28 protein-coding genes are annotated in these 22,088 nt (G+C 59.1%); 14 read left to right on the top strand and 14 right to left on the bottom strand.

What is annotated here, in order from left to right; translation table 11 throughout:
• Positions 1-17: 17 nt before the first annotated feature.
• From ACR0EZ_RS22865 to ACR0EZ_RS22855, 3 genes are read right to left on the bottom strand one after another with little or no spacing between them, the layout of a single operon-like run.
• A complete protein-coding gene (locus tag ACR0EZ_RS22865) occupies positions 18-1,028 on the bottom strand; it encodes a DctP family TRAP transporter solute-binding subunit (protein WP_480617108.1) in 1,011 nt (336 codons plus the stop codon).
• 19 nt (positions 1,029-1,047) lie between these two features.
• On the bottom strand, positions 1,048-2,334 hold the full coding sequence (locus ACR0EZ_RS22860; protein ID WP_480617107.1) for a TRAP transporter large permease: 1,287 nt from the start codon (positions 2,332-2,334) through the stop codon (positions 1,048-1,050).
• Between the two features lie 3 nt (positions 2,335-2,337).
• Complete coding sequence (locus ACR0EZ_RS22855) at positions 2,338-2,844, bottom strand: TRAP transporter small permease (protein ID WP_480617106.1); 507 nt, start codon at positions 2,842-2,844, stop codon at positions 2,338-2,340.
• Between the two features lie 125 nt (positions 2,845-2,969).
• Here ACR0EZ_RS22855 and ACR0EZ_RS22850 point away from each other — a divergent pair, with 125 nt between their 5' ends.
• Together ACR0EZ_RS22850 and ACR0EZ_RS22845 are read left to right on the top strand one after the other, a co-directional pair.
• Positions 2,970-3,650 (top strand): GntR family transcriptional regulator, encoded by a 681-nt coding sequence (locus ACR0EZ_RS22850; protein WP_480617105.1) that lies wholly within the window; start codon positions 2,970-2,972, stop codon positions 3,648-3,650.
• A gap of 88 nt (positions 3,651-3,738) precedes the next feature.
• Positions 3,739-4,383, top strand: coding sequence for an IS6 family transposase (locus tag ACR0EZ_RS22845; protein ID WP_480617104.1), 645 nt, complete (start codon positions 3,739-3,741; stop codon positions 4,381-4,383).
• Between the two features lie 158 nt (positions 4,384-4,541).
• Here the strand turns inward: ACR0EZ_RS22845 and ACR0EZ_RS22840 are convergent, their stop codons facing one another.
• The 4 genes from ACR0EZ_RS22840 to ACR0EZ_RS22825 all read right to left on the bottom strand — a co-directional run bounded on the left by ACR0EZ_RS22840 (position 4,542) and on the right by ACR0EZ_RS22825 (position 7,019).
• Entirely contained in the window at positions 4,542-5,810 is a 1,269-nt protein-coding gene (locus ACR0EZ_RS22840) for an FCSD flavin-binding domain-containing protein (RefSeq protein WP_480617103.1), read from the bottom strand.
• A gap of 24 nt (positions 5,811-5,834) precedes the next feature.
• Positions 5,835-6,164, bottom strand: coding sequence for a c-type cytochrome (locus ACR0EZ_RS22835; protein ID WP_480617102.1), 330 nt, complete (start codon positions 6,162-6,164; stop codon positions 5,835-5,837).
• A gap of 72 nt (positions 6,165-6,236) precedes the next feature.
• A complete protein-coding gene (gene soxZ / locus ACR0EZ_RS22830; RefSeq protein ID WP_480617101.1) occupies positions 6,237-6,566 on the bottom strand; it encodes a thiosulfate oxidation carrier complex protein SoxZ in 330 nt (109 codons plus the stop codon).
• Positions 6,567-6,581: 15 nt separating this feature from the next.
• Positions 6,582-7,019, bottom strand: a complete 438-nt coding sequence (locus ACR0EZ_RS22825; RefSeq protein WP_480617100.1) for a thiosulfate oxidation carrier protein SoxY — start codon at positions 7,017-7,019, stop codon at positions 6,582-6,584.
• A gap of 181 nt (positions 7,020-7,200) precedes the next feature.
• Between ACR0EZ_RS22825 and ACR0EZ_RS22820 the strand changes: the two genes are divergently transcribed.
• The 9 genes from ACR0EZ_RS22820 (at position 7,201) to pqqE (ending at position 14,278) form a co-directional block, all read left to right on the top strand.
• Positions 7,201-7,947 (top strand): ABC transporter ATP-binding protein, encoded by a 747-nt coding sequence (locus ACR0EZ_RS22820; protein WP_480617099.1) that lies wholly within the window; start codon positions 7,201-7,203, stop codon positions 7,945-7,947.
• On the top strand, positions 7,944-8,735 hold the full coding sequence (locus ACR0EZ_RS22815; protein ID WP_480617098.1) for an ABC transporter permease: 792 nt from the start codon (positions 7,944-7,946) through the stop codon (positions 8,733-8,735). The genes ACR0EZ_RS22820 and ACR0EZ_RS22815 overlap by 4 nt, the downstream gene beginning before the upstream one ends.
• On the top strand, positions 8,732-10,333 hold the full coding sequence (locus tag ACR0EZ_RS22810) for a sensor histidine kinase (protein WP_480617097.1): 1,602 nt from the start codon (positions 8,732-8,734) through the stop codon (positions 10,331-10,333). The genes ACR0EZ_RS22815 and ACR0EZ_RS22810 overlap by 4 nt, the downstream gene beginning before the upstream one ends.
• Positions 10,334-10,342: 9 nt before the next feature.
• Entirely contained in the window at positions 10,343-11,026 is a 684-nt protein-coding gene (locus ACR0EZ_RS22805) for a response regulator transcription factor (protein WP_480617096.1), read from the top strand.
• Positions 11,027-11,128: 102 nt separating this feature from the next.
• Positions 11,129-11,230: a pyrroloquinoline quinone precursor peptide PqqA gene (gene pqqA, locus ACR0EZ_RS22800; RefSeq protein WP_480473037.1), complete on the top strand. Its 102-nt coding sequence runs from the start codon at positions 11,129-11,131 to the stop codon at positions 11,228-11,230.
• A 24-nt stretch (positions 11,231-11,254) separates the two neighbouring features.
• Positions 11,255-12,151, top strand: coding sequence for a pyrroloquinoline quinone biosynthesis protein PqqB (pqqB, locus tag ACR0EZ_RS22795; RefSeq protein WP_480617095.1), 897 nt, complete (start codon positions 11,255-11,257; stop codon positions 12,149-12,151).
• Positions 12,148-12,897: a pyrroloquinoline-quinone synthase PqqC gene (pqqC, locus tag ACR0EZ_RS22790; RefSeq protein ID WP_480617094.1), complete on the top strand. Its 750-nt coding sequence runs from the start codon at positions 12,148-12,150 to the stop codon at positions 12,895-12,897. Before pqqB ends, pqqC begins: the two co-directional genes overlap by 4 nt.
• Positions 12,897-13,169, top strand: coding sequence for a pyrroloquinoline quinone biosynthesis peptide chaperone PqqD (gene pqqD / locus ACR0EZ_RS22785; RefSeq protein ID WP_480617118.1), 273 nt, complete (start codon positions 12,897-12,899; stop codon positions 13,167-13,169). Before pqqC ends, pqqD begins: the two co-directional genes overlap by 1 nt.
• The gene (pqqE, locus tag ACR0EZ_RS22780) at positions 13,169-14,278 is read left to right on the top strand and encodes a pyrroloquinoline quinone biosynthesis protein PqqE (protein ID WP_480617093.1); all 1,110 of its coding nucleotides are present in this window, start codon (positions 13,169-13,171) and stop codon (positions 14,276-14,278) included. The genes pqqD and pqqE overlap by 1 nt, the downstream gene beginning before the upstream one ends.
• Positions 14,279-14,282: 4 nt before the next feature.
• Here the strand turns inward: pqqE and ACR0EZ_RS22775 are convergent, their stop codons facing one another.
• The 7 genes from ACR0EZ_RS22775 to ACR0EZ_RS22745 are packed head-to-tail and all read right to left on the bottom strand — an operon-like array spanning position 14,283 to position 19,495.
• Positions 14,283-14,879: an ABC transporter ATP-binding protein gene (locus tag ACR0EZ_RS22775; protein ID WP_480617092.1), complete on the bottom strand. Its 597-nt coding sequence runs from the start codon at positions 14,877-14,879 to the stop codon at positions 14,283-14,285.
• Positions 14,876-15,625: an ABC transporter permease gene (locus tag ACR0EZ_RS22770; RefSeq protein WP_480617091.1), complete on the bottom strand. Its 750-nt coding sequence runs from the start codon at positions 15,623-15,625 to the stop codon at positions 14,876-14,878. The genes ACR0EZ_RS22775 and ACR0EZ_RS22770 overlap by 4 nt, the downstream gene beginning before the upstream one ends.
• Positions 15,626-15,631: 6 nt before the next feature.
• Complete coding sequence (locus ACR0EZ_RS22765) at positions 15,632-16,597, bottom strand: ABC transporter substrate-binding protein (RefSeq protein ID WP_480617090.1); 966 nt, start codon at positions 16,595-16,597, stop codon at positions 15,632-15,634.
• A 12-nt stretch (positions 16,598-16,609) separates the two neighbouring features.
• Positions 16,610-16,858 carry a PepSY domain-containing protein gene (locus ACR0EZ_RS22760; RefSeq protein ID WP_480617089.1) on the bottom strand — a complete coding sequence of 83 codons (249 nt, stop codon included), beginning with the start codon at positions 16,856-16,858 and terminating at the stop codon, positions 16,610-16,612.
• Between the two features lie 14 nt (positions 16,859-16,872).
• Positions 16,873-17,310 carry a cupredoxin domain-containing protein gene (locus ACR0EZ_RS22755; RefSeq protein ID WP_480617088.1) on the bottom strand — a complete coding sequence of 146 codons (438 nt, stop codon included), beginning with the start codon at positions 17,308-17,310 and terminating at the stop codon, positions 16,873-16,875.
• A 19-nt stretch (positions 17,311-17,329) separates the two neighbouring features.
• Entirely contained in the window at positions 17,330-18,301 is a 972-nt protein-coding gene (locus ACR0EZ_RS22750) for a YVTN family beta-propeller repeat protein (RefSeq protein ID WP_480617087.1), read from the bottom strand.
• Between the two features lie 12 nt (positions 18,302-18,313).
• Positions 18,314-19,495, bottom strand: a complete 1,182-nt coding sequence (locus ACR0EZ_RS22745; RefSeq protein WP_480617086.1) for an ABC transporter substrate-binding protein — start codon at positions 19,493-19,495, stop codon at positions 18,314-18,316.
• A 306-nt stretch (positions 19,496-19,801) separates the two neighbouring features.
• On the opposite strand from ACR0EZ_RS22745, the gene ACR0EZ_RS22740 reads away from it, so the two are divergent.
• Genes ACR0EZ_RS22740 through ACR0EZ_RS22730 form a run of 3 tightly spaced genes read left to right on the top strand, consistent with a single transcriptional unit; the run spans position 19,802 to position 22,087 of the window.
• Positions 19,802-20,341, top strand: a complete 540-nt coding sequence (locus ACR0EZ_RS22740) for an SRPBCC family protein (RefSeq protein ID WP_480617085.1) — start codon at positions 19,802-19,804, stop codon at positions 20,339-20,341.
• On the top strand, positions 20,328-21,272 hold the full coding sequence (locus ACR0EZ_RS22735; protein WP_480617084.1) for a YncE family protein: 945 nt from the start codon (positions 20,328-20,330) through the stop codon (positions 21,270-21,272). Before ACR0EZ_RS22740 ends, ACR0EZ_RS22735 begins: the two co-directional genes overlap by 14 nt.
• Positions 21,269-22,087: a quinoprotein dehydrogenase-associated SoxYZ-like carrier gene (locus ACR0EZ_RS22730; RefSeq protein WP_480617083.1), complete on the top strand. Its 819-nt coding sequence runs from the start codon at positions 21,269-21,271 to the stop codon at positions 22,085-22,087. The genes ACR0EZ_RS22735 and ACR0EZ_RS22730 overlap by 4 nt, the downstream gene beginning before the upstream one ends.
• The last annotated feature ends 1 nt before the right edge of the window (position 22,088 follow it).

Below are 22,088 nucleotides of genomic sequence, written 5' to 3'. Positions count from 1 at the left end.
CGGTCCCTCGGCATGGGTTACTGCGCTTTGTAGGCTTCGACAGCGGCGTCGAGGCGATCGGGCCACTCCTCGCCAATCTCACCCACGATGTATTCGCGCACGGCAGGCTGGGCCGCCTCTCGGAACATCGCTTTCTGCTCGGGGCTGACAGGCACAACTTCCATGCCTTTTTCCGACAGGATAACGGTTGCGTTCGCGTCCTGTGCGGCGGTCATGCCACGGTGGATGGTTTTCGAGATCTCAACGCACTGTTCGACGGCCTTCTTCTCGTCGTCAGTCAGGCTTTCGAAGAACATGTCCGACATCAGATAGGCGTGCCAACTGAACACGTGGCCATCCAGCGAGACGTATTTCTGGTGCTGATAGAGCGAGGCGTTGACGATGTTGGTCACGCCGTTTTCCTGTCCGTCCACAACGCCTTGCTGCAGCGCGCCGGGCAGTTCAGGCCACGGAACCGGAGTAGCCGAGGCGCCCAGGCTTTCGACCAGAGTCACCCAGACCGGTGCAGTCATTACGCGCATTTTCAGGCCTTCCATATCGGCAGGCTCGGCCACGGGCTTGACGTTGTTGGTGAAATTGCGCACCCCGTTGTCGGCCACGCCAAAATTGCGGATGCCGGTTTGTGCCAGCATGTCTTCGGCCAGTGCGTCACCGAATTCACCATCCATGACCGACCACGCCATGGCTTGGTCGTCGAACAAGTATGGCATCGCCAGAACCGAGAAGGGCTTGTAGACGGCCGAGATCGGACCATCATGGATCGCCGCCATTTGAACGGTGCCCAACTGCAGGCCCTCCATGATCTCGGACCCGCCACCCAGTTGCGAAGCCGGGAAGATCTGTACTTCGATCGAGCCCGAGGTCTTACCCTCAACGCAGGTTTCAAATGCCAGCGCAGCGGCGTGTTTTGGCGAGCTTAGGTCGGCGGCCTGAAAATGTGCGTATTTCAGTTCCTTGGCCGAGGCAGCGCCAGCGGCGGTCATTGCGACAACAGCTGTGGCCGTCATCAGTTTCGACATGGTTTTCATGAGGTTCCTCCCTTTCATGTCAGTTCGCAAATCCAAAAAAGTTGGGGATGAAGGTGCTGACGCCGGGCACGAGAATGACCAGCAGAAGCACCACGAGTTCAGCCAGCAGCAGCGGCAGAACCGCTTTTGACAAGCGTTCGATTTTCAATTGCCCGACCGTGGCTATCACAAACAGCACCGGACCGACCGGCGGCGTGATCATGCCAATGGTCAGATTCAACACCAGCATCATCCCGAATTGCAGCGGGTCGATCCCGGCGGAATAGGCAATGGGACCGAGGATCGGAGTCAGGATGATCAGCGCGGGCAGCGTGTCGATGAAGAAGCCGCAGATCAGGGCAAAAGCGGCCAGAATGAACAGAATGCCCAGACGGCTGTCGGTAACCTGAGTAATCAACTTGGCCAATTCCTGCGGAATTTGCAGGTAGGTCAAAAGCCAGGCAAAGATCGACGCCATCGCCACGATCAGGAAGACTGAAGATGTCACCACCGCAGCCCGCACAAAAGCGGCGTACAGAGCGCGGACCGTAAAGGCGCGCAGGATGAAGCCAAGGAACAACGCATAGGCTGAGGCCACTGCGCCTGCCTCGGTCGGGGTGAACACACCGAACAGAATGCCGCCCAGAATGATTGCTGGCATGATCAGGGCCGGAATGGCCGACAGGGTTGCACTGCGGAGCTCAGTCATGGTGGCGCGATGTTCACGGCCGCGATAGCCATAGCGTGTGGACACGATGTGGTTGGCGATGGCCAGTGCGACGCCCAGCAGGACCCCTGGCACGATCCCGGCCAGAAACAGCCCGGCGACCGTTACACCATTGGTCGAGATCGCAAAGATCACAGCCAGAATGGATGGCGGAATGATCGGACCAATGGTTGCCGTCGCAGCGGACAAGGCGCCAGCATAGTTCTTCTCGTACCCTGCTTCACGCATCATCCGCATGACGATGGCAGAAGGCCCAGCGGCATCCGCCAGTGCAGAGCCGCTGATCCCGGCGAACAGCATAGACACAAGGATGTTCACGTGCCCCAACCCGCCGCGAACATGCCCAACCAGCGCGTTTGCGAACCGCAACAGGGCGTTGGTCAGGCCACAGGTGGTCATCAACTCGGACGCCAGTATGAAGAACGGCACCGCCATCAGTGGGAAACTGTCGATCCCGGCGAACATGCGTTGTGTTGCGACAAGCGGGTTCAATGAGCCGTCGATAAAGATCGCCGACAACCCGGCGATCCCCATCGTGAAGGCCACGGGAACACCCAGAAACAGCGTCGCAAAAAACAGGATGATCAGAGTTTTCGCCACGGCTCAGACCTCCGCCTCATCGCCCTCGGGGCTGGGGCCGTATTCAAATTCTTGGGCGACGAAGCGTTTGGCAAAAAAGGCCAACTGTATCAGGAACAACGCGCAGCCGATCGGGATTGCCAGATACGGAATGCCGCGCGAAATGCCGGTGGACATGGTTTCCTTGTTCCAGCCGAATTCAACGAACCGGATGCCCAGCCAAAGCATCGTCGCCATAAAACCGAACATGACGATGAGGATGGCCCAGCGCAGCAGGCGGGCCAGAGCTTCGGGCAGCAAATCCGGAATTGTGGTGATCGCGACCAGCCTACCCTCACGCAAGGCAAGACCGGCACCGCAAAACGCGCCGAGGATCATCAGGTGTCTGGCGACTTCTTCGACCCAGGCCAGGGACGTACCAAAACCGTAGCGCCCCACCACATTGGCAAAGACGATTGCAAATACCGCAGCCAGGGCCAAAGCCACCAGCCCCCGGTTCAACGCAACAATCCATGTTTCCAGAGTTTGCAAAGACGCCCCTCCCAATGCCGTCTCCTCGTGAGAATCAAAAACTGGCATACAGTATGCTAGTCTGTCAACACTAACACATTGTATGCCAGATGAAGGGCTGTTACTGTTATTCTGAGGAGAGCGATATGAGCCCATTCAACAGACCGAAATCATTGACGGAATTGGTAACCGAAAACCTGCGCGAGCGGATTGTCAAAGGTGAGTTCGAGTTGGGTGAGCAGTTGTCTGAAGCTCGAATCGCCAAGAATCTTGAGGTCAGTCGTACTCCTGTTCGTGAGGCAATAAATCGACTTGAAATGGAGGGACTACTCGTCGTCGAACCGCAACGTGGGTCTTTTGTGTTCAACTTGGAGCCCGAAGAATTGGCAAAGCTCTGCGACGCGCGGGTCTGCCTTGAGACAACCGCCCTAACCTCGGCCATGCAGGCAAACCCGCAAGAGCTTTATGCCGCGCTTAACGATTGCATCGATCGGATGAAAGCGGCGCGAGGGGCGGCGGATGATTCAGAGTACCTGTATCAGGATACTCTTTTCCACCAATGCCTGTTCGATTGTGCGGATAATCGGTTTCTGAATGACGCATACCAGACGATTGCTCTTAAAATGGCGGCATTGCGCAGCCGGTTGGGGCACCATCCGGATCACATGACGAAATCCTATCGAGAACACATTGAGTTGGCTCAGTGCGTTCAGGATGGAAACGTTCCACGAGCCTTGGATGTGCTGAAACTCCATATAGACAGGAAAGAAGGGTCCTATTGGAGTGACGCAACGAGTTTGAATAAACCAATCCAACATTCGAGCTGAGCTCGAGGGTTTTGTCGCAAACTTCGCCCCTACCTGTCAGTTCGACTGTATTTCTGGTAACACGTGCTCTAAATGACAGGAGCAGACCGTGACGATCTCATTTAAGGGCGCGCATTTTCCGAAGGACGTGATATTGCACGCGGTTTTCTTCTACCTGCGCTACGGTGTTTCCTACCGGGATCTGGAAGAAATCATGGCGGAACGCGGCGTTGATCTGGATCACGCAACGCTGAAACGGCGGGTCAGTCGATATGCCGGCTTCATTGCTGAAACAGCGCGGTATAGAAAGCGTCCCGCAGACCGTTCGTGGCGCATGGATGAAAACTATGTGAAAGTGAAAGGCGAATGGATTTACCTTTATCGAGCGATCGACAAACACGGAAAGACCTTAGATTTCATGTTGTCCGAGCGCCGGAACAAGGCCGCTGCGACGAGGTTCTTCGCCCGCGCTCTCGAGGTGAACGGATTGGCGCGCAAGATCGTTATCGACAAAAGTGGCGCCAACACAGCTGGCATTAAGGCGATCAACAAGATGCTGAAAGGCTTTGGTCGCCCGATCCCGATCGAGATATTGAGGCGGAAATACCTCAATAACATCATTGAACAAGACCATCGATTCATCAAACGACGGATCAGACCGATGCTGGGATTCAAATCTTTCGCCTCAGCCGCATCTGTCCTGGTAGGCACAGAACTGGTCAACATGATCCGCAAAGGTCAATCTGCCATCTAAAAGTTTGCGACAGAACCCGGTCCACAGCCTGGAACGGATTTCATCCCTCCAAATCAAAGTGTGGGCTGGTTCTGGTAGCAATAAACTGATCATCACCGCGAAACCAAGACGCCCCGGCCGCACGATCGAAAGTCGTCGAAATTCTGCAACAAAGCCAGCTAGTGAAACATGTCTTCTGAGATCGCAGCATACCAGTTAACCGATTCCTCGTACGTTATCTGACGTGTTTCGGCAGATTCTCCGGTTTGACTGATGAAGCCATCAACGCGCGCTATTTTTTCTTCCGTCGCTTCATAGGTCGCCCCAACCTTGACCCCGTCATTGACCGCGATCAGCGACCAGCAAGTGTTGGCGTAGCGTGGCGGAAACACCCGCGAGCCGGTCAACGCCCCGCGGATCGCAATGGCACACACCTTTGCCTGTGAGTTCGCGGAAAACCCGGATTTTGGCATGTCGCCCTGTTGGCTGGCATCACCCAGAACGTAAACATCCGGATCAAGCTTTGATGACATATCAGCCGCGTTCACCGGGGCCCACCGGCCCTCGGTCACGCCTGCCAGTTCGGCGATATGCCCCGCTTTCATCGCGGGGATGACGTTGCAGACGTCCACGGCCATGTCTTCGCCATCAATCGTCAGCGTCATCTGGTCCGGATCGACCGAGACATTGCCGCCACCGAAATCTTCTCCGATCCAGTCGATCATGCCTGGATAGTGCGTGGCCCAGCCCTCTTCGAACAACGCCATTTTCGAGAATTTCGGCTTTGGGTCCGCAATGACGATCTTGGCGGTGGGGTTGGTGGTTTTCAGCACATGGGCCACCATCGAAATACGCTCATATGGTCCAGGCGGACAGCGGTAGGGGTTGGGCGGCGCGACCATTGCGTAAATGCCGCCTTCGGGCATGTTTTCAATCTGCGCCCGCAAAAGCTCGGACTGCGATCCCGCTTTATAGGCATGCGGCATCCTGTTCTGCGCAGAAACGTCCCACCCCTCTACTGCGCCTTCAACAAAATCGATGCCCGGAGCGATGATCAGCTTGTCGTAGGGAAGAACCGCGCCTCCGGCCAGAGCCACTGTTTTACCGGCGCGATCCACACCAACGGCCCAGTCGTGGATCACGTTGATACCATAATTGGCAGCAAGCGCTCCGTAGGTGTGACCGATATCGTCGATCGAGTTCAGACCGCCGATATAGAGGTTGGAAAAGAAACAGCTAAAATAGACCTTGGAAGGCTCGATCAGCGTGACCGAAATCGCCCCGTCGCTGTCTTTGGCGATGTAGCGCGCCGCAGTTGCACCACCGGCACCGCCGCCGATGACGATTACCCGGGGCTTTCCGCTGCCCTCTGACAGCACGGCAGGGGCCGACAAAACGCCCGTGGCGGCGACACCAGTGCCCAGAAATTTACGCCGATCCAATGTCATTGGTCTCCCTCCCACTCTCCGTTGTCAGTCAATCGTGCCAAAATAGGCGGCCAGCGCCGCTATTTCGTCGTTGTTCAGTCGCCCGGCCATCATCTGCATGATGGGATGTTCGCGTTCGTCCTGTTTGTAGGCCAGCATGGCTGCCACGAAGTCCTTGGAGTTCATCCCCGAAATCTTCGGAATTCCATCGGTCTGCCCGGTGTTCCGATGACAGCTCACGCATTCCGCCGACAGATACGCGCCCAGTTCCAGATCGGCCTGCGCTGCCGCGACTGCACCCTCGGCCATCGCAGCAGGAACGGGCAAACTCAGAACAGATCCATACATGAGCAGGTTGAGGTATTTCATCTCCATCCAAAAACCCCAGCAACACCCAACGCTTGCAAATTCAGACCTTTATCAGAACCGACACTTTCGTCGGCATTCCTAAACCACCGTGATTGCGCGGTTGTCGGTATAAATTGCGCCATCGTCGTCATACCATGCGAAGGTAAACACACCCGGGCCGGGAACGAGGGCCTGAAACTCGAAGAATGGGTTTGTCGATATGCCGGGCCCGATCTCAAGGTCGATAACGGTTTCGCCTTCGAACGTGCACAGGAACCGATGGATGATCGAACGCGGAATGGGGTTGCCATCCGGGTCGACACGCTGACCGGATTCCATGCGGTGGGTGATCAGTGTCTTGATCGTAATGACCTCGCCCGCCCGAACCTCTTTGGGCAGTTTTATGCGGGTTTTGACACCTGACGCCATTGTCCCCTCCCGCGCTCAAGCGCAACCGCCGACGACGACCGAGACCGGTTGATGGCCCCGGTGCACATCGCCGTCCGGCATACGCGCAAGGGCCAGAACGTCCTGTGTTTGGGCCAGGCGCATCCGGGTTGATATCGCCTGGGACCCCGCCAGAGGGCCGAACGTGGCCTTGAGCACCGGCAGAACCGGGTTGCCGGGTGCAACCAGAAGAACATCCTGCGCGCCGGGCGCGTCGATGGAAACGGAAACCCGATAGCCGTCTTCGGCGACAGCGGGCAAGATCAGGACCACGCCACTGTCGTCAATCGGCCCGCCGGGTGCAAAGGCTGCGACAAGGTCCTCCAGCGTCGCAGACGCTGGCACAGCGACCATCTGCTGCGCCCGAACCGGTGCCGCAAGGCACAGCAAAGCCCACAGGCTTACCTGCATCGCGTCGCGCCGAGTCAGGGTCATGGCGGGCCTTTCTTTCTGATACGTCAGAGATGTTAGCCCTGACGCCGCTTTGTCCCTACATAACAAGTTCGTGAGCCTTCGCATACTTAAGTCGTGGTCCGGCATCCGCTTGTGCAGTTGAGAAAACCGCGCCGAACATGCAAGCTGCTGTTCAGATTACAAAGTCAGGACCGAGGGTTAGATGCCGCATGCAAAGTCGCCAGAGGGGGCCAGCCCCGGCCTCGCCGTCCGCGATCTGAGCTTTCACTACGGCGCAAAGACCGCGCTGGATGCCGTGTCGTTCGAACTGATGCCCGGTACCTTCTGCGCGCTTCTGGGCCCGAACGGTGCCGGAAAATCGACGCTGGTTTCGCTGCTGACCCGCCTGCTGGTCGCGCCCGAGGGCGAGATCAGCGTGGCGGGCCACAACCTGCGCCGGGCACCCCGCAAGGCTTTGGCGCGGCTGGGTGTGGTGTTTCAGCAGCCGACCCTCGACCTCAGCCTGACGGTGCGCCAGAACATGAGCTATTTCGCGGCGCTGCACGGGCTGCCCCGGACCGCGGTGCCTGCACGCATCGACGCCGCGCTGGATCGTCTGAACATGCGCGAGCGCGCGGATGAAAAGGTCCGGGCGCTGAATGGCGGCCATCGCCGCCGGATGGAACTGGCCCGTGCCCTGCTGCATGATCCCAGCGTCTTGTTGCTGGATGAACCAACGGTCGGCCTGGACGCAGCAGCCCGGCACTCCATTACCGATCAGGTTCACGATCTAGCAGCGCAGGGCCTATGTGTTCTGTGGGCAACCCACCTGACGGATGAGGTGCGCGACGACGACCAATTGCTGGTCTTGCATCGCGGTCGCATTCTGGCCGCAGGGCAAACGGGCGACCTGCGCGGACAAGCGACCCTGTCCGACTGGTTCCTGTCACAGACCGAGGTTCCGGCATGAACGGGTTCTGGGGCGTCGCGCGCGCGATCATCGGGCGTGAGTTTCTGCGCTTCATCCATCAACGCGAACGTTTTCTGGCCGCGCTGGTCCGGCCCATGGTGTGGTTGCTGATCTTTGCCGCAGGCTTTCGCGCCGCCCTGGGGCTTTCGATAATCCCGCCCTATCAGACCTACATCACCTACGAGACCTATATCGTCCCCGGCCTGTGCGCGATGGTTCTGCTGTTCAATGGCATGCAAAGCTCGCTCAGCCTTGTGTATGACCGCGAGATGGGGTCGATGCGCCTGTTGCTGACCAGTTCCTTCCCGCGCTGGTGGCTGTTGTTCTGCCGCCTGCTGGGATCAACGGCAATCTCGATCCTACAGGTCTATACCTTTCTGGCGCTGGCCGCGCTTTTCGGTATCGTCTTGCCCCTGCCCGGATACATTGCGGTCCTGCCCGGCCTCATACTGGGCGGGCTCATGCTGGGCGCGTTGGGGCTGGTGCTGTCCAGTTTCATCAAACAGTTAGAGAACTTTGCCGGCGTGATGAATTTTGTCATCTTCCCGATGTTCTTTCTGTCCTCCGCGCTCTATCCGTTGTGGAAAATGGCCGAAAGTTCGTCGCTGTTGCGCGATATCTGCGCGCTAAACCCGTTCACCCACGTGGTCGAGCTGATCCGGTTTCTGCTCTACCTGCAGATCAACTGGGGTGCGTTGCTCTGGGTGCTGGCATCGACCGCCATTCTGTGTCTGATCGCTGTCTGGGGATATGATCCCGCACGTGGCCTGATGAAGCGGAAGTCATGACCGAAACGGCCAAAACCACCCGCCGCAGCCTGTTGCTGAAAACCCGCCTGGGGATTGGTGCCGTGGTTTTGGGATCAGGAACCTTGCTGACGGCGGCGGTTCTGTATCTGGGGATGCAAACGGTCGCCAACCGGCTGGACACTGCGCTGGCCTCGGAAACCCGCATGGCGCGCTACGCAGCACTGTCCACCCGCGCGGCCACCTTTCTGGTGATCGCGACCGAGGCTGTTCAGACCGGCCAGTCCGCCGACATCCGGCTTGAAAGGTTGGAGCCGATCCGTGGCCAGATTGGCGCGACCTTTGAGCAGCTACGCGGGGATGTCGAAGATGCGGTGGCTGCGGTCGAGAAACTGGGGCTGGATGAACAATCCCGCTATGGCACGCAGTCGCTGGGCCTGGCGCGGATGGAGGCGCTTTTGGGCAACACGCTCGAAGGTCTGGGCGACCCCGATGCGGATCAGGCGCATCTGCGGGCCTATATCGATTCCTTTGCCTCGGGGTTCGATCCGTTGCTCAGCCAGGCCGTGAACACCGAGGTTCTGTTTCGCAACGCCATCCTCGCCGGTATTGAACAAACCCGTCTGACCCTGACATGGATTGCGTTTGGGTTTGCCGGGTTTGCCATCCTCAGTACGGTCTGGTTCTATTTTGGCCTGATCCGCCCCCAGTTCACCCGTCTGGACCGGCTGCGCGCGGCTGCCGAGCAGGTTGGCAAGGCCGAGTTTTCGGTGGCCTTGCCGGACACGCGTAACGACGAGATCGGCCAGCTTTATGGTGAGACAAACCGGATGGCTGCCGCCCTGAAACACCGCCAGACCGAGATCGAGGCGGAATGGGACCGCCTGAACGAAACCATTGAACGGCGCACCGAGGAACTGAGCGCGGCGAACAAGACCCTGTCCAGAATAGATGAAAATCGCCGCAGGTTTTTTGCCGATATCAGCCACGAATTGCGCACGCCACTGACCGTGATCATGATGGAATCCCAGATCGGCCAGCAGGACGCCGAAAGTGCGCCGGGGGCTTTGGCAACCATTGAAAGCAGCGCGGCGAAACTGAACCAGCGCATTGATGACCTGTTGCGGGTGGCACGGTCGGAAAGCGGCGAACTGGCGCTGGACCCGCACAGCGTTGCCCTGCCGGAACTGATACAAACGGTCATTCAGGACATTCAGCCGGAAATCGACAGCGCCAACATGCAGCTGGATGCCGGTGAGACCCCGAATTGCGTGCTGAACTGCGATCCGAATTGGATGCGGCAAGTGCTGTTGAACTTAATCCGCAATGCCATCCGGCACGCCCGGGCCGGAAGGGTGATTTCTGTGGGCGCCACGCAATCCGATAAAGCGGTCGAGATTTCGCTGACGGATAACGGCCCCGGCATCCCGCAAGCGGCGCAAGGCCGGGTTTTTGAGAGGTTCGTTCAGGGCGGGGCGGCCAATCGGCAGGGCTTTGGCGTTGGTCTTGCCCTCGCGGCCTGGGTTGTCGAGGCCCATGAGGGGACGATTACCCTCACCAGTCCGGTGCCGAAAGATCAGGCGATCGGACCCGCGCCCGGTACAAATGTCTGCATTCGATTACCCCGGGCAAAGGCATAGGATACGCGCATGGCGTCCAGACTGCTGATCATAGATGACGACCCCAAAATCGCCTCGGCCCTTGTGCGGGGCCTGTCGCTACACGGCTATGATGCCGAGTTCGAAATCCGCGCCGACAAAGGGCTAGAGCGATTGCAGAGCGGCGCGTATTCTGGCGCGATTGTCGATGTCATGCTGGGCGAGGATAGCGGGATCGAACTGGTCAGGTCCGCGCGCGAGATCGGGGTCTCGATCCCCATCCTGATGCTGTCTGCCCTGTCCGATGTCGACCACCGGGCCGCCGGGCTTGACGCCGGGGCGGACGACTATGTTGTCAAACCGTTCAGCTTTGGGGAACTTGTCGCGCGGTTGCAGGTGCAGGAACATCGCGCGCAGTCCCAACACCCCGACCCGGCCCGGATATCGCCGCAGAACAGGACCATAACCATCCGAGAAACATCCGTTGCCCTTACGGAACGCGAGTTCGATCTGTTGGCCTTGCTCAACAGCAAAGCGGGGTCGCCCATCTCGCGGGGTGAGTTGTTTGACACGCTCTGGTCGCAGGAAGGGTCCAGTAACGAAAACGTGGTCGATGTCTATATCGGATATCTGCGCAAAAAACTTGGCGCGGATGATTTCGGTTTTGAAATCAGAACACTACGCAATCAGGGTTTCTGTCTGCAGGGTCGTGCACCGCTGTCTGATGACGGCTGAATACCCACCAAAGTCTACCCTGTTCTTACAAATTAAGATTCGCTCTGACCCCCATTACCTGCCAGATTGCTTGCAAGGACATTCCAAGAGGAGGAGCCCGTTATGGCCTGGAGTAAACCGATTATTCGCGAGATCGAGTGCGGCATGGAAATCAACATGTACGGCCCGGATCATGATGATGAGCGCGGCGGCGGCCTGATCTGATCTCAGACCTGGCGCCAACACTAGATGACGTTGCGCGCGATAATACTTGGGGCCGCTGCTGGCGGCGGCCTGCCGCAATGGAATTGTGGATGTAAGAACTGCGTTCTCGCCAGAGCCGGAAAAATACCTGCTCAAACACAGTCGTCTTTGGCTGTTTCTCCTGACGGCCAGAACTGGGCCGTCTTGAACGCGTCTCCGGACATACGACACCAACTCAGCAACACGGAACCTCTGTTTCCCACGGGGTTGCGTGAGATGCCCATTCATTCGGTTCTGGTCACAAACGGCGATATCGATCACGTCGCCGGGCTGCTGACGCTTCGCGAGATGCAGCCCTTCAACCTGTTCGCGACGCAGAGCATTCAGGACGTGATTGCCCAGAACCCCATTTTCGACGCGTTGAACGCGTCGGTTGTGAGTCGCACTTCGATCTCTCTGAACCAGCCGTTTGAGATGGTTCCCAGCTTGCAGGCGACACTGTTCCCCGTTCCCGGCAAGGTGCCCTTGTACCTGGAAGGTGAGCATGTCCAGACGGATCTGGTGGGCGAACAAACCGTCGGTGTCGCGCTGAAAGCGGGCGGCAAAACCGCCTATTACATTCCGGGCTGTGCCGCATTGACACCGGACCTGCGGGCCACGCTTGAGGGTGCAGATTTACTGTTTTTTGACGGAACCCTCTGGCAGGATGATGAAATGGTGCGCGCAGGTTTGGGCCAGAAAACCGGCAAGCGCATGGGCCACATGTCGATGGATGGCAGCGACGGGTCCATCGCCAGCTTTGACGATATGAAGATCGGGCGGAAAATATTCGTCCATATGAACAACACCAATCCGGTTCTGCGCCCCGACAGCGCGGAAAAAGCGGCGGCCGAGGCCGCAGGCTGGACAATTGGACAGGATGGGATGGAGATCGCTTTATGACCCAAAGCCGCGAAGACTTCGAAGCCCGCCTGCGCCAGATCGGCGCGGAACGCTACCATGATCTGCACCCGTTTCATGACCGTCTGCATGGCGGGCACTGCACCCCGGACGAGGTGCGCGCCTGGGTTATCAACCGGTATTATTATCAACACTCGATCCCGATGAAGGATGCCGCTTTCATGTCCCGCGTTGAGGACCCGAAGCTGCGGCGCGCATGGCGATCCCGGATCGAGGATCATGACGGCACCGAAGAAAACGAAGGCGGCATCAGACGCTGGTTGCGTCTGGCCGAGGCCGTGGGTCTCGATCCCGACTATGTCGCCTCGTGCGAAGGTGTCTTGCCCGCGACGAAATTCGCGGTGGATGCCTATGTTCGCTATGTGCGCGAAAAAACTCTGCTCGAAGCCGTTGCCGCCTCGTTGACCGAGTTGTTTGCCCCCAAGATTCATGCCAACCGAATTGAAGGTCTGCTGCAGCACTACGATTTCGCCGATGACAGTTCCCTGTCCTATTTCAGGAACCGTCTGAAGGAAGCGCCCAAGGATGTGGCCTTTGGTCTGGCCTGGGTTCTGGAAAAGGCGAATACGGCCGAAAAACAGGACGCGGCGGCTAAGGCGCTGATCTTCAAGACGGATATATTGTGGTCGCAACTGGATGCCCTTTGGGGGGCGTATGTGGAACCCGCGCGTATTCCCCCCGGTGCATGGCAGCCCGGCACCGGGCTGCTGATGCGGCAGGCGTCGTGATGCAGGCCGCAGACATCCCCACCCTGCCCCGTGGCGTACGCCTGCATTTCGACAAGGTGCGGGAAAACTGGGTGCTGTTGGCACCGGAACGGGCCGTGACGCTGGATCAGATCGGACACGCCATTCTGAACGAGGTGGACGGCCAGCGAAGCTTCGAACAGATCACAACCGCGTTGTCCGAAAAATACAATGCCCCGGTGGATCAGATCGCCGAGGACAGTTCGGGTTTCCTTGATGCCCTGCGCGCCCGGCGTTTTCTGGACGTATCGTAATGGTCAAAACTGCACCCCCTATCGCCATGCTCGCCGAGCTGACTCATCGCTGTCCCCTGTCCTGCCCGTATTGTTCCAACCCCGTCGAAATGGCCAAACAGGGCAGCGAGATGGACACGGACACCTGGGCACGCGTGTTTCAGGAAGCCGCCGCGTTAGGAGTGTTGCAATTGCACCTGTCCGGTGGCGAACCGGCGTCGCGCCGCGATCTGGTGGAACTTGTGACTGCGGCGCGGGACGCCGGGCTTTACACCAACCTGATCACCTCGGCCATCGGGCTGACAGAGCGCCGCATGAACGATTTGGATCGCGCCGGACTGGACCATATCCAACTGTCTCTGCAAGGCACCGATGTGGCGATGGCGGACAAGGTGGGTGGCTATCGCGGCGGGTTCGACCGCAAGATGAAGGCCGTCGAATGGATCAGGGACATAGGATTCCCCCTGACATTGAACTTTGTCCTGCATCGCCACAACGCCCACCAATTGCCCCGAGCGCTTGAAATGGCGCAGGAGATGGGCGCGCGCAGGATCGAAGTTGCAACGGTTCAGTTTCACGGCTGGGCGCTTAAGAACCGAGATGCGCTGATGCCAACACGGGAGCAGGCGCAGGTGGTCACGCAGCAGGTTGATGAGGCCAGACAGGCCCTCAAGGGCGCGCTTGTGATCGACTATGTGCCCGCAGATTATCACGAGGATTTCCCCAAACGCTGCATGGGAGGCTGGGGAACAAGCGGTCTGAACGTGACGCCTGATGGGCAGGTGTTACCCTGCCACGCGGCCCAATCCATCCCGCATCTGTCTTTCGACCGCGTGCAGGACAAGTCGCTGTCGGACATCTGGTATCACAGCGCGGCGTTCAACGCCTATCGGGGCACCGACTGGATGCCGGAACCCTGCCAAAGCTGCGATCGCAAAACCATCGACTTCGGAGGGTGCCGCTGTCAGGCCATGGCCCTGGTCGGGGATGCCAGCGCAACCGATCCGGTCTGTGTTAAATCTCCGCATCATCAGGCACTGCAGGATCAGGCCAACCAGCACGCGGCCAGCGTTGATGCACCGTTCGTCTATCGCCTGGCACCCGGTGCGGTGGCCGAAACATCCGAGTGATCCGCTAGGCCAAAACTGCACCTTGTGGCGTGGCTTTCAACTTAAGGACCCGATCTGCAAGCCGTTCAGCTTCGGTCCCTGAATGGGTGACGAACAGCGTCGCCGGGCGGTGCCGCGCCATCAGTTCTTCGGTCAGCGTCAGCATCGCGTCAGCTGTTTCGGCATCCAGCGAAACAAAGGGTTCGTCCATGATCAGCAGCTCTGGCTGACCGACAAAGGCCCGCGCCAGCGACAGGCGTCGCTGCTGTCCCAGCGACAATTGACCCGGAAACAGGTCGCCTTTGTCACTCAATCCAACCGAACCAAGCGCAGCCTCGGCCTCGGTTCGGGACAGGTCGGGATGGATGATCGTCAGATTGTCCAATGCGCTGCGCCATGGCAGCAAGGTGGGTTCCTGAAACACGATTGCCGTTTGGTCAGGGCGTTCAATCCGCCCGTCAAAATCCGGATCAATACCGGCCACCAGGCGCAGCAAGGTCGTCTTGCCGATACCGGACGGGCCGATAAGGGCGACTGTTTCACCCGCGTTGATCTCGAAAGTTACGGGCCCCAAAACCGGGTCTGACCCGAACCGTTTCTGCCGGATATCAATGCGGATCATGCGGCTCTCCACCTGCGGGCGCTGCGCTCCCACGGTTGAAGGATCAGCCATTCCACAAGCAACATCACCGCGATGAAGGAAAACGCGTAGACCAGCACCATCGCGACATCGAAGAGTTGAAAATAGAGGTGTATCTGAAAGCCAACACCGGATGAGCGCCCCAGAAACTCGACCACCAGCACGATTTTCCAGATCAGCGACAGGCCCGACCGGGCGGCGGCGGCGATGAAGGGCGCAAGCTGCGGCAGGATCACATGCCGCAGACGTGTCCACCGCGGCACCCGGTAAACCTGCGCCATCGCGTCGAGGTCCGGGTTCAGCGCTCGGCCGCCTTCGCGCAGGATGGTCGCAACATTGGGAATTTTGTTCAGCGTCACTGCCGTGATCGCGGCGGCCTCGGTCAGCCCGATCCACAGGTAACACAGCACGATCAGAACCAGCGCGGGCAGGTTCAGAAAAATCACCAGCCATGGGTCCAGCCAGCGATTGACTGCAGGCGACCGGCCCATGGACAGGCCGATGAGGCCGCCCAAAGCCATGGCCAGCGCAAAGGCCCAGATCACCCGCAGCAGGGTCGCCCCGATACTGCGCTGCAACTCTCCGGTGTCTAGCTCCTGTTGGAACCGGGGGATCAGATCCCAGGGTTGCGGCAGGATTTGCGGATCTGCGGTCAGAAACGCGGCGACCACCCAAAGCAGCACCAGACACCCGATAGACAGCAGCGGCGTGAGGCGCGGGTCCGGCATTGACGGCTAGTCCACGTCCGCAAACAGACCCTGCGGTACCGCAGTGGCGTCACCCACCAGTTCAGCGCCGCCCAGTTCGGCCATCAACGCCAGCATCCTGTTGGCCGCTTCGGTGTCCACCGGGCCCCGGTTCGGGATGCCCGCAATCCAGTCGGATCTCAGCTGCTCGAATTGCGCATCCGATTTGGCGTTCATGCGCGGCCTAATCGCCTCCCACGCGTCAGGAGAGGTTGCGAGCAAATCCTTGGCATCGCGGCTGGCTGAGAACAGGCTTTGTGCCAGATCGGGATGATCTGCCAGGAAGCTTTCCTTTAGATAATACCCCAGCAAAGGTGTGTCGGTATCCAGACCAAGCGCCTGCCCCGCGTCTTCAACGGAAATCAGTTCCCGCATGCCGGACGCTTTCATCTTGGCCAGAAAATGCCAGAAGTTAATCGCGCCCGCATAGTCACCGCCAAGTGCGGATTTGAAGATCAGCGGCGGTGCACCAAAGACCTGTTCGGTATCAGCCTTCAGGTCCATGCCGTATTCCTGCGCCGCATAGGCGCGCAGGATCAGCCAGGATTTGTCCAGCGGCCCACCTGCAATTCCGATCTTTCCCCCGGACAGGTCCTTGAGAGTGCGCGCAGGGCTGTCGGCGAGCACGACCACACCGCCGACGGCTTTGGAATAGGGTATGAACACATAATCCTTGCCAGCCGCCCGTTGCCGGGCCACCCAGATCCAGTCTGCCACGGCCAGATCAGCCTCGCCCCCTTCTACGGCGATGCGGGTCGCGCCGTTGTCGGCAAAGGGCTGCACGTCAAGGACAAAGCCGTGTCTCCTGTCCAGACCATTTTGCCGGATGGTCTCAAGCTCCCAATTCACGGTGCCGATTTTCAGGACGGCGGCGCGAATGGTCGGCAGGGTTTCGGCCAAGGCCGCCCCCGCCATCAGAACCAGCGCAGTGCAGATCGCGAACAGCTTTGTCATCACGTCCCCGCGTTATTCAGCCCTGCGGCTGACCTCGTTCAGGTCCTTGTCCAGTTTGATGTCGAACTGATTGCCGCCTTTGCAGATCACATCATCCAGATCGTAGCCGTCATCCTCGACCTCGATGTCATCGGGGTCCATCTGACATTCGATCGATGCTAGATAGGCTTCGATCTTGCTTACAGTTTCGGCATCCAACTCATCCGCCAAAGCCGGAGCCGCCATAACACCTGCGAATACCACTATGCCAAGTTTCTTCATCCTCTGTCCTTTCGTTATTGAATGCTGACCGTTATGCGTTGCGAGTCTCCGGTAGAGCCGGGGATACGTATTTCATGGCTGCCGGGTTTGATGGCGATAAAGGACAGTTCGGCGACGCCCGCCTTGTCAAACTCGATACTGTCCACGGCCATGGGGCGGATTTCGATCTTGTTGATGACAATCTCGTTCATCCAGATTGCCCGAAAGAAGGAGGGCCCCTCGATGGCCAGTTCTGCCGAGCCGTCCGCCGTGATCTCAAGCTTGTAATAGGCACCGGATTGCAGCACCACGTCCTCGCCCAGGGGTTGCCCCGAGGCCAGCGTCAGCATGATGGTCTCACCGCGATTGCATTTGGCCAACAGCCCGGCGAACCCAAGGTCGTCGCATAGCGGAGCAGCGGCCACCGGCCCGCCCAACATTGCAACCAGCGCCGCAATCATGAATTTCTTCATTCCCGTTCCTCCCAGAACCTTAGTCGATTGTCACCACGCCCCAGGGCTGCTGACCGACCTGAACCGATTTGATGGCCTTTTCTGCAGCCACGTCGATGATCGTGATGTCGTTGGAATTGCCGTTTGTGGTCAGCAGGTATTTTTCATCCGGCGTAAAATCCAATTGCCAGACACGCTGTCCCACAAGGATGTAGTCCAGAACCTCAAGGCTCTGCGCATCCACAACCGCAACCCGGTTGGCCGGTCCAAGCGCAACGAACAGACGCTTACCATCCGAGGTGACCTTGGCGCCCACCGGCTGCAGCCATTCGGGCTGAACGCCGGGCACTTCGAACCCGATCTTGCCGACAACCGTGGGCGTACCGTCTTCGGCAATGTCCATCACCGACACAGTGCCGCCGATTTCCGAGGTCACGAACAGCCGCGTCCCGTCTGCCGTGTATTGCGCGTAGCGCGGGCGCTGATCGACCAACACGTTGTGCTTGATCGTATAGTCCTCGGTCGAGATGAAATGGGCCATATTGGTGGTCTCGGACGTGTTGACCACGAATTTGGCATCCGGGCTCATCCCCATGCCTTCGGGCTCGACCCCGACGGGAACCTCGGCCAGAATTGTGCGGGTTTCGGTATCCGTGACCGTCACCAGGTTGTCGTCCTCGTTGGCGATGTAAAGCCGTTTGCCCGACGGTTCGAGTATGAACAGCTCTGGGTCCGGGCCAGAGGGCAGGCTGGGCAATTCTTCGTAAGTCGTGGTATCAAAAACCCGAATGATATTGTCATCCGAGGCACAGACATACAACTTTTTGCCATCCGGGCTTACAGTGATGCCGCGCGGGCGGTTGCCGCCGGGAAACTCGGTCAATACCTCCCATGTCTCGGTATCGACCACGGTGATGGTGTTGCCCCGCTCGTTCGACACAAAGGCCTTACCGGCCAGCGCGGGGCCTGCAGTCAGGGCGGCAAGAGCAGCGGTAAGCAATAATCGTTTCATCAAGTCCTCCGGTTACTCAAATGCCTGACAGCTGGATTCCGGGCGGTCCAATCCCATCGTGTCGAGCGGTGATGTCTGATGCAGGAACCCGTCTTGCGGGCTGACGCTGACGGTGATCGAGCCGTCATACAGAAGGATCGGCTGGCGCAGTTGCCCGTTCCAATCGCGAAAGGTCACCTTCTGGCCCTTGAACGCCGCCAGTTCGAACTCATCCGACAGGGCATAGTCCCGCACCCCGTCGGGCTCGGCTGTGTTGGCGCGTGTGACCGCTTCGCCGATGACGCGCAGGGCAAGCCAGACATTGTAGTCCTCTGGCCGCACATAGCGACCGGTCAGGTCCTCGAAACGGGTCTGAAACTGCGTGGCACCCCAGGCCTCGTGCGCGCCATGGATCGTCACCGGGCGCAGTCCGCCCGACCCCATCACCGGGCGTGGGGTCCAGAGGTGATAGGACAGATAACGCCCGAAATAATCGCTTTCATCCGCAGCGATCACCACGTCATGGTCCCGAACATCCTGCGTGTCCAAAGGCAATTGCCGCTGCACCAGAACATGCCCCGAATCCGTACGACGAGAGCCGCCGGTATCCTCAAAAATACGATCCTCGACGAGTTTCGCGCCGAACTTGGTGGCGGCACGGCGATAGGCATCGGCCAGCTTCGTATCGTCGGGGTTCGACCCTGCCAGCAGGAACCAATCGCCCCATTTCTTCCAGACAGCAAACTGCGCCACCGCATCCGCCTTCATTGCCCGCGACGGCGCGATATGCAGCAGGTTGCCACGGCAGTTCGCATCCCGCAGATCGACATCCGGGGCCGAGGCGTTGAACACAAGCGCACCGGCCTCGGCCGCCTTGTCCGTTAGGCGCAAGACATCCGGTGCATCGGCCAGAAGGATGATCAGCCGGGCCCCATCGGCCAGAATCTGATCCATCGCTTCATCGGCCTGTTCGGGCAGAGTGGCCACCGTGGTTGTTTCGTATGTGTGGCCCAGAAAGCCACCTGTGGTGCTGTTGTCTTCGGTTCCAAGCGATGCACCGGCAAAGCCCAGATCATCGGGTTTCAAATCGTAGCGAGAGATCGGCAGCAGGCTGGGATAGTCGATCCTCAGGACCGCTGCTTTCACATCAATCGCCACTGCGTCTATCGCAGAAACACACCAAAAAAGTGCCGCAAAAAGCGGCAGCGCGCTCATGTTCAAGATGTCCTCCCGGTCCCTGCCAGTTTTTTGGCAGGCTCTTATTCTTCAGCGCAATGCGCTGCAAAACGGAACCAATACTTTTGGCCGTGTTGTGATCTCAAGCCTATCAGCTTCATCATTAACCTCGATTCTTATTTTATAAGAATGCACGTATGCGATTGAACTTGCTTCTGTTTCCCGCCTTGCCGGTCAGAATGACAGGTGTTCGGGAAGGACAGGGCATGCTTGGTCGCGTGCCGATCCGCGCTGGCAGTGCAACCCGCCTGGGCCAGCCATCGGCGCAGCTAGGGAGGATACCAAATGAAGCGACGAACTTTTCTTGCGGCAACCGCGGCCGCTGTGGTTCCGGCCGCCGTCTGGGCCCACGGCCCGACCCGGCAAAAAGTCACCTTGACCACCGAAGTTGCCGCCCCACCGGACGAGGTCTGGGCCGCCATCGGCAATTTCGACGACATGTCCTGGCACCCGGCAGTGTTCTCGACCGAAGGAAGTGGCGGCAATGCGGTCGACGCCACCCGCCTGCTGACCCTTGGGCAAGAGGGCGGGCCGACCATTGCCGAGGTCCTGTATAAGTTCAGCGACGAAAAGATGAGCTATTCCTACCGGATCACCGAGGTCGCGGTCGAGGTTTTGCCGGTCACCAACTACTCGTCCCACCTGACGGTAAAGCCACGCGATGGGGGCGGGTCGATTGTCGAATGGCGCGGTGCGTTCTATCGCGGCTATCCGAACAATGATCCGCCGCCCGAACTGAACGACGAAGCCGCGATTGCGGCTGTGACCGGTGTGTATCAGGCAGGTTTGGATGCACTGGTCGGGCGTTTCGGTGCGGCGAGCTGATTTCGGCCTGATCCTGCTGATGTCCCTGCTTGCTGATCCCGGTTCGGCTGAAACGGCCTTTGTCACCTGTCAGAATGGCGAAGAACTCAGCCGGATCGAGCTCGCGGGCCTGCGCGAAACCGCCCGCTGGCCCCTGCCCGGCAAACCCGCTGGCGTGGCGGTAGGGCAAGACGGCGTTGTATTCACAGTCTCCCCCGACAGCAAACACGTGCGGCGCATTTCGGCAGAGACGGGGGAAACGGTTGCCCAGGCCGCGCTGGATGGCGGTCCGATCGGGATTGCACTGGACCCGCAGCGCAAGCGGGTGTTTGTGAGCGATTGGTACAATGCCCGGATCTGGGTTCTGGATAGCGAAACCCTGTCGGTTCAGGCTGACCTGCCGACTGGGCTGGCACCGGCAGGCATTGCGGTATCGGATGACGGGAGATTTGTGGCGTCGGCGGACAAGGATGCCAATCAGGTCTCGGTATTTGACGCCGAAACACTGCAACCCCTGCACCAGATTCCGGTTGGCATACGCCCTTTTGGACTGCGCTTTGCGCCGGACGGGCGGCTGTTTGTCGGCAATGTCGGAAGCAATGATGTCAGCGTTGTCGACCTTGATGCCGCAGCCATCACCGCAACCGTTCCGGTCGGCGAACGCCCTTACGGCATTGCTTTTGCCCAAAGTCGGGCATTTGTGACAAACCAATATGCCAATACACTTAGCGTGATTTCGCTTGAAACCCTCGAACCGCAGGCCCTGATCGAGGTTGGGGAATACCCCGAAGGCATCGACGCGACCGCAGAACAGGACCTGCTGGTTGTTGCAAACTGGTTCGACAACACGGTCAGCATCGTGGACCCGAAGGTTCTGACTGTGGTAGAAACTTTGGAAACCTGCGACGGCCCCCGCGCCTTCGGCAGGTTTCTTGGAGGAGGAATGCAATGAGGACTTCTCATCTGGTAGCAGCTTTGATCTGGGTGTCAGCGGCCCCGGCCATGGCGGCTGGCGAAGCCTGGGAAAACGTGCGCGCCTTGCTGTACGGTGATCGCCCCATGCAGAACGGGGACGCCTTGATCGCGATTGATGCCCCCTATCGGACCCCTGACGACGCGCGGGCGGAACTGGCCGCGCAGGTGGTTGCGCCACAGGGAACCGAAGTCGCAAAAGTGACGTTGGTGCTGGATGAAAACCCGATGCCGGTTTCCGCCGTGTTCGAACTGGAGGAACCGCTACCCAGTTTCTATTTCGATGTGACCATGCGGGTGAACGGGCCCACACCCATGCATGTGATCGCGGAAACGACGGACGGACGCCTTTGGGTTTCAGAGACCTATGTCAAAACATCCGGCCTCGGCGCGTGCGCTGCGCCACCGGGAACCGACCCGAAACTGGCCCTTGAAAACCTGGGAACGATGGAGGCCGAACTGGTTGGTCGCGTTCCGGCGATGAACACGCTGACCCGGTTGTCCCAACTGGGTACGGGTCGCGCGAACAAGATGGATCTGAACATCGACCACCCGTCGCATTCCGGGATGCAGATGGATCAGATTTCGCTTCTTTTCATTCCGATGCGTTACGTGGAAACCGTGGATATCGACCTTGACGGTGCAGGTTACATTCAAATGACCGGCTCGATTTCCCTGTCCGAGAATCCGAGGGTCGGCATTTCAGTCCCCAGCCGAGCGCAGGCAGTTGATGTGACCATGACGGATACCGACGGCACGGTCAGTCATCTGCATAAGAAACTGGCGGGCTTCTAGC

This window comes from Ruegeria sp. AK4 (assembly GCF_056541025.1).
Note: the sequence above shows the minus strand (reverse complement) of the source record. Positions and strands in the feature narration are given on the sequence as shown.

Bases quoted from the DNA above. Each gene is read 5' to 3' on its own strand.
- ACR0EZ_RS22775 (WP_480617092.1), bottom strand. From the start codon at position 14,879: ATGATCCGCATTGATATCCGGCAGAAACGGTTCGGGTCAGACCCGGTT.
- ACR0EZ_RS22745 (WP_480617086.1), bottom strand. From the start codon at position 19,495: ATGAGCGCGCTGCCGCTTTTTGCGGCACTTTTTTGGTGTGTTTCTGCG.
- pqqA (WP_480473037.1), top strand. From the start codon at position 11,129: ATGGCCTGGAGTAAACCGATTATTCGCGAGATCGAGTGCGGCATGGAA.
- pqqC (WP_480617094.1), top strand. From the start codon at position 12,148: ATGACCCAAAGCCGCGAAGACTTCGAAGCCCGCCTGCGCCAGATCGGC.
- ACR0EZ_RS22760 (WP_480617089.1), bottom strand. From the start codon at position 16,858: ATGAAGAAACTTGGCATAGTGGTATTCGCAGGTGTTATGGCGGCTCCG.
- ACR0EZ_RS22825 (WP_480617100.1), bottom strand. From the start codon at position 7,019: ATGACCCTGACTCGGCGCGACGCGATGCAGGTAAGCCTGTGGGCTTTG.
- ACR0EZ_RS22835 (WP_480617102.1), bottom strand. From the start codon at position 6,164: ATGGAGATGAAATACCTCAACCTGCTCATGTATGGATCTGTTCTGAGT.
- ACR0EZ_RS22865 (WP_480617108.1), bottom strand. From the start codon at position 1,028: ATGAAAACCATGTCGAAACTGATGACGGCCACAGCTGTTGTCGCAATG.
- pqqE (WP_480617093.1), top strand. From the start codon at position 13,169: ATGGTCAAAACTGCACCCCCTATCGCCATGCTCGCCGAGCTGACTCAT.
- ACR0EZ_RS22820 (WP_480617099.1), top strand. From the start codon at position 7,201: ATGCCGCATGCAAAGTCGCCAGAGGGGGCCAGCCCCGGCCTCGCCGTC.
- ACR0EZ_RS22755 (WP_480617088.1), bottom strand. From the start codon at position 17,310: ATGAAGAAATTCATGATTGCGGCGCTGGTTGCAATGTTGGGCGGGCCG.
- ACR0EZ_RS22770 (WP_480617091.1), bottom strand. From the start codon at position 15,625: ATGCCGGACCCGCGCCTCACGCCGCTGCTGTCTATCGGGTGTCTGGTG.
- ACR0EZ_RS22740 (WP_480617085.1), top strand. From the start codon at position 19,802: ATGAAGCGACGAACTTTTCTTGCGGCAACCGCGGCCGCTGTGGTTCCG.
- soxZ (WP_480617101.1), bottom strand. From the start codon at position 6,566: ATGGCGTCAGGTGTCAAAACCCGCATAAAACTGCCCAAAGAGGTTCGG.
- ACR0EZ_RS22815 (WP_480617098.1), top strand. From the start codon at position 7,944: ATGAACGGGTTCTGGGGCGTCGCGCGCGCGATCATCGGGCGTGAGTTT.
- ACR0EZ_RS22730 (WP_480617083.1), top strand. From the start codon at position 21,269: ATGAGGACTTCTCATCTGGTAGCAGCTTTGATCTGGGTGTCAGCGGCC.
- ACR0EZ_RS22810 (WP_480617097.1), top strand. From the start codon at position 8,732: ATGACCGAAACGGCCAAAACCACCCGCCGCAGCCTGTTGCTGAAAACC.
- ACR0EZ_RS22805 (WP_480617096.1), top strand. From the start codon at position 10,343: ATGGCGTCCAGACTGCTGATCATAGATGACGACCCCAAAATCGCCTCG.
- ACR0EZ_RS22840 (WP_480617103.1), bottom strand. From the start codon at position 5,810: ATGACATTGGATCGGCGTAAATTTCTGGGCACTGGTGTCGCCGCCACG.
- ACR0EZ_RS22750 (WP_480617087.1), bottom strand. From the start codon at position 18,301: ATGAAACGATTATTGCTTACCGCTGCTCTTGCCGCCCTGACTGCAGGC.
- pqqD (WP_480617118.1), top strand. From the start codon at position 12,897: ATGCAGGCCGCAGACATCCCCACCCTGCCCCGTGGCGTACGCCTGCAT.
- ACR0EZ_RS22765 (WP_480617090.1), bottom strand. From the start codon at position 16,597: ATGACAAAGCTGTTCGCGATCTGCACTGCGCTGGTTCTGATGGCGGGG.
- pqqB (WP_480617095.1), top strand. From the start codon at position 11,255: ATGACGTTGCGCGCGATAATACTTGGGGCCGCTGCTGGCGGCGGCCTG.
- ACR0EZ_RS22850 (WP_480617105.1), top strand. From the start codon at position 2,970: ATGAGCCCATTCAACAGACCGAAATCATTGACGGAATTGGTAACCGAA.